At 69.2% G+C, this 4,696-nt stretch carries 5 protein-coding genes; 4 read left to right on the top strand and 1 reads right to left on the bottom strand.

The genetic code is table 11. From position 1 onward, the window contains the following. Nucleotides 1–109: 109 nt before the first annotated feature. From AC1DU6_RS20540 to AC1DU6_RS20525, 4 genes are read left to right on the top strand one after another with little or no spacing between them, the layout of a single operon-like run. Nucleotides 110–1,435: a hypothetical protein gene (locus AC1DU6_RS20540; RefSeq protein ID WP_457322898.1), complete on the top strand. Its 1,326-nt coding sequence runs from the start codon at nucleotides 110–112 to the stop codon at nucleotides 1,433–1,435. A 10-nt stretch (nucleotides 1,436–1,445) separates the two neighbouring features. Beyond that, nucleotides 1,446–2,006, top strand: a complete 561-nt coding sequence (locus tag AC1DU6_RS20535; protein WP_457322897.1) for an Lcl domain-containing protein — start codon at nucleotides 1,446–1,448, stop codon at nucleotides 2,004–2,006. 41 nt (nucleotides 2,007–2,047) lie between these two features. Then, the gene (locus AC1DU6_RS20530) at nucleotides 2,048–2,539 is read left to right on the top strand and encodes a hypothetical protein (RefSeq protein WP_457322896.1); all 492 of its coding nucleotides are present in this window, start codon (nucleotides 2,048–2,050) and stop codon (nucleotides 2,537–2,539) included. A gap of 30 nt (nucleotides 2,540–2,569) precedes the next feature. Next, on the top strand, nucleotides 2,570–4,285 hold the full coding sequence (locus AC1DU6_RS20525) for a thiamine pyrophosphate-binding protein (protein WP_477859221.1): 1,716 nt from the start codon (nucleotides 2,570–2,572) through the stop codon (nucleotides 4,283–4,285). A 90-nt stretch (nucleotides 4,286–4,375) separates the two neighbouring features. Here AC1DU6_RS20525 and AC1DU6_RS20520 read toward each other — a convergent pair. Further along, nucleotides 4,376–4,696, bottom strand: a 321-nt coding sequence (locus AC1DU6_RS20520; RefSeq protein ID WP_477859220.1) for a PEP-CTERM sorting domain-containing protein, incomplete at its 5' end; no start/stop codon positions are given.

The following is a 4,696-nucleotide window of genomic DNA, read 5'->3' as shown; positions in this document are numbered from 1 at the left end:
CAGTCGGTTCATGGGAATCTCCTGTGAAGGGTGATGAAAGGCGCTTGCCTGACACTATGACGAAGCGGGCCGCGCGATTTCGACAGCAGCCTGCAAATTTCCCTGCCCCATGATCGCCCGTCTCCTCCTCACCCTGCTCGCGCTCGCCCTTGCTGCCTGTGCGCCCCTGAAGCCCCAGCCAACCGCCGAGAAGCGCTACAGCGCCGCAGAACTGCTGGCGTTGCGCCCGGCCGATTTCAGCTGGCCCGCCATGTCGACGGCGGGCGAACGTGCCCAGCGCGAGGCGGCCCTGGCCGACATCCGTGCCCGCATCGCCCTGCCGCCTGGCCCCGAGCGCGATGCCGCATTGCCCAGGCTCTTCGATCTGGTGGCCCAGTACAACCTGGAGATCGACGCCGCCCGGCTGCTGCTGCTGCAGGCCCTGCCGACTCTGGCCAGCCGGGACGTGGACTACCAGCGTGCGCTGCTGACCGCGGCGCGTGCTCTGTACGCGGCCCCGAACGAAGCTGCAGTGCAGGCCGCGTTGCAGCCGCTGCTGACCCAGCTCACGGCGAGCAAGCCTTTCGCCATCGCGGCCTACACGCTGAAAGCGATGAACCCCGGTTATGCGGAATTCGTCCGCGACCTCGTGCCCCGCCAGTTCCCGCAATGGCGCGACGACCCGCGGCTGGTGGCGCTGATGGACGACGTGGCCCCCGTGCGCATGGCCCAGCCGCCGCTGGCCGACCTGCTCGCCGCGCCGCTGCGGCCGGGCCTGCCCGTCATCTACAGCCTGCAACGCCGTGGCCGTGCCGACATGGGCCTCGTGCTGGTGCGCGCTGCCGATGGCCGCTTCGTGCGTGATGCGAGCGGCCGGCTCTTCGCCCAGCCGCAGCTTGCACTCTCGCGCAGCGGCCTGCCGGGCACCATCACCAACGGCAACACGCCGCAAGGCGTTTTCACTGTCGTCGGCGCTGGCACGGCCACCAATCCCAACATCGGCCCCACGCCCTATCTGCACAGCAAGCTGCCCATCGAGGCGACGGTGGCCGAGTTCGAGCACGCTGACCCCTCCATCGAATGGAGCGAGGCCGTCTATGAGAGCTTCCTGCCGCCGAGTTGGCGGGCCTATTCCGGCATCAAGGAAGCCTGGCTGGCCGGCCGCGCCGGGCGCGACGAGCTGCTCATCCACGGCACGACCCTCAATCCGGCCTACTACGCCGGCACGAGCTACTTTCCCGGTACGCCGCAGCAGGGCTGCATGATCTCCAACGAAGACTGGGACCCCGCCACTGGCCGCCTTCTTGCCAGCCGGCAGCTGACGCTGGCGCAGACCTATGCGGCCGCCAGCCCGCGCAATGACCTGGCGGGCTATCTCGTTGTCGTCGAGCTGGCGGGCGAGGGGGCCGTGAGCCCGACCGAGGCCGCCGCGCTGGTGCAGGCGGCCGGACGATGATGGAGACCGTATGCGAACCTGCGTGATTGCCGCCTTGGCTCTTGCTCTGGCCATGCCTTGCGCCGTGATGGCGAAGGACGCCGCTCCCAAGCTCACGCCCAGTGCCGATGGCCAAGAGCTGATCGACGCTGCCACCGGGCTGGCCTGGTCACGCTGTGTGGAGGGCAGGCACTGGGATGGTCGGCGCTGCGACGGCGAGATCAAGCTCTTCACCCATGCCGAGGCGCTGGTGTCGGCCCGCACGCGCAGCGAGGCCGAAGGCCGGCTCTGGCGCGTGCCCCGCGCGCAGGAGTTCAAGCGCCTGCCCGAACACATCGGCGGCAAGCAGCAAGCCGCCGTGCTCATGCCCGATGCGCCCAGTGGCTGGTACTGGACCAGCACCGCGCGCATCGAGAGCGAAGCCGTGAACACCTACAGCTACGCCAACGTGCAGCGCGGTACGACCGAGCGGCAGGTCGACCGSCTGTCCCCTCAGACGGGTTGGGTGGTGGAGCAGCCTGGCGGCGCGGTGCGCAGCAGTCCCAAGCGCGAGAAGCAGCTGGTGCGTCTCGTGCGCACGCTGGCGCCCTGACGGGCTCCTTCAGCGGGGAACTCAGGTAGGACGTGCCCGATGTGACGTTCGCCTCGCCGGTAAAGTGGTCGCCACCACGTTTTCCCGGTTCTGCCATGTCACTGCGTAGCCTTGCGATTGCGACGATTCTTCTTGCCGCACTCGGCCTGGTCTGGCAGAAGCAGGAACAGCTTCAGGCATGGCTGGGGGCAGCGCGCGCGTCAAGCACATCGGCACCGAGCCTCGGCGAGCCGTTGGTCGCCGCCCGCCCGGCGGCCGATGCCGCTACCTCCACGTCGGCCAGGTCCCGGCCGGCAGGCTTGCGCAAATGTGTCAAAGGCCAGCAGGTTTCGTATACGAATGTCGAGTGCCCGCCCGGCCACCAGGAGCTGGCCGTGACAGCAGCGCCCGTCAACGTGCTGCCGGCCACGCCGGTCAGCAAGCCGGCCGAATCCAGCAGCGGACCGTCGTCGCTTCACAAGGCGTTGGACCTGACGCGTGACGACACGCTGAGGGAGCGGGCCATAGAACGGGCAGTCAACGGGAGCCGCTGAAGTGGAGCAGCCGCCAGCTAAAGTCCCAACATGACTAGACAAGCTACCACCCCCCGTCTGGCCGGCCACAAGCTGGTCGAGGCACTGATTGCCCAGGGCGTCGGCACGGCCTTCGGCGTTCCTGGCGAGTCCTACCTCGCCGTGCTCGATGGCTTCCACGAGTACGCCGACAAGATCCGCTTCATCGCCTGCCGCCAGGAGGGCGGCGCGGCCTTCATGGCTGAGGCGCAGGGCAAGTTGACCGGCCGGCCCGGCATCTGTTTCGTGACCCGCGGGCCGGGCGCGACGAACGCCAGCATCGGCCTGCACACGGCCTTCCAGGATTCGACGCCGATGATCCTCTTCATCGGCCAGGTCGCCAGCGACCAGCGCGACCGCGAGGCCTTCCAGGAGGTGGACTACCGCCAGATGTTCGGCCCCGGCACGCTGGGCATGGCGAAGTGGGTGGGCGAGGTGCACGACGCCGAGCGCCTGCCCGAGTACGTGGCACGTGCCTTCCATACCGCCATGCAGGGCCGGCCCGGCCCGGTTGTGCTGGTGTTGCCCGAGGACATGCTGACCAAACCCATCACGGCGCCCGTGCTGCCGCCCGTGCGTCCCGCCGAAGCGGCGCCGACGCCGGCCGCCCTGGCCGAGCTGTGCGAGCGCCTGGCAGCGGCCAGGAAGCCTTTCGTTATCGCCGGCGGCGGCGGCTGGACGCCTGAGTCCACCGCCGCGCTGCAGGCCTTTGCCGAGGCGTGGGGCTTGCCGGTGGGCTGCGCATTCCGCTTTCAGGACCTGTTCGACAACCGCCATCCGCTGTACGCCGGCGACGTGGGCATCGGCATCAATGCCCGGCTGGCCGCGCGCGTGAAGGAGGCCGACCTCATCCTCGCCATCGGCCCGCGCCTGGGCGAGATGACGACCGGTGGCTACACGCTGCTGCAGGCGCCAAGGCCCGCTCAAGCGCTCATCCACATCCACGCCGGTGCCGAGGAGTTGGGCCGCGTCTACACGGCCGAGCTGCTCATCAACGCGAGCATGAGCGCGGCCGCCCCGGCCCTGGCCGCGCTGACGCCGCCCGCCGACATCCCCTGGCGCGCATGGGCTGAGTCGGCCCATGCCGACTACGAGGCCAACCTCGTGCCCGTGCCGGTGGCGCCGCTGGACATGGCCGAGGTCATCCGCCTCATCGACGCCAAGCTGCCCGAGGGCACCATCTTCACCAACGGCGCCGGCAACTACAGCGGCTGGCTGCACCGCTTCCATCGCTACACGGCGCTGCACCGCGAGGGCCGCAGCCAGCTGGCGCCAACCTCGGGCGCCATGGGCTATGGCGTGCCCGCCGCGGTCGCTGCCTCATTGCTGCAGCAGGACCGCTGGGTCGTCAACATCGCCGGCGACGGCGACTTCCTGATGACGGGCCAGGAACTGGCCACGGCCACCGGCTATGGCGCCAAGAAGCTGCTCGTCGTGGTCGTGGACAACGGCACCTACGGCACCATCCGCATGCAYCAGGAGCGCGAGTACCCGGGCCGCGTGTCGGGCAGTGACCTCTTCAACCCCGACTTCGCCCAACTCGCCGAGGCCTTCGGCTTCGTGGCCTTCAAGGCCGAGAGCACGGAGCAGGTCGGCCCGGCATTGGATGCGGCAATAGCGGCGGGCCGGCCGGCGCTGATCCACCTGCGGCTGTCGTCCGACGTCAGCACCTCGCGCACGACGCTGACCGCCATCCGCGAAGCGGCGCTGAAGGTCGGTCACGCTTGAGCTGACATTGCACGCGGCGGTGCAAAACGGYGCGACCCAAGAAAAAACGGCGGCCCGAAGGCCGCCGTTTTGGCGTGAGCTGATGCTCTATCAGGCGCGGCGACGGCGCACCAGGCCCAGGCCCAGCAGCGAACCGGCGACGAGTGCCAGGCTGGCCGGCTCGGGCAGCTGACGCACTTGTTCCTTGGTGCCGATCGTGAAGCTGTCGAAGGCGAAGATGTCGCCGCTGCCGACGGTCGACAGGAAGCGGACCCGGTCGAATTCTTCAGAGGCGTTGGAGGCGATCAGGCCGAAGTACAGGACGCTGCCGTCAGCGACGTTCTGCGCTGCGGTGGTGACGACTTGCGAGCCGACMACGACGCCGCCCTTGGAGAGTTCCAGCGTCAGGGTGCCGCCGAAGTCGCCCAGGTC

The sequence above is a fragment of the Roseateles sp. P5_B10 genome (assembly GCF_056400485.1).
The sequence above is the reverse complement of the archived record's forward strand: the minus strand, read 5'-3'. Positions and strand labels throughout refer to the sequence as shown.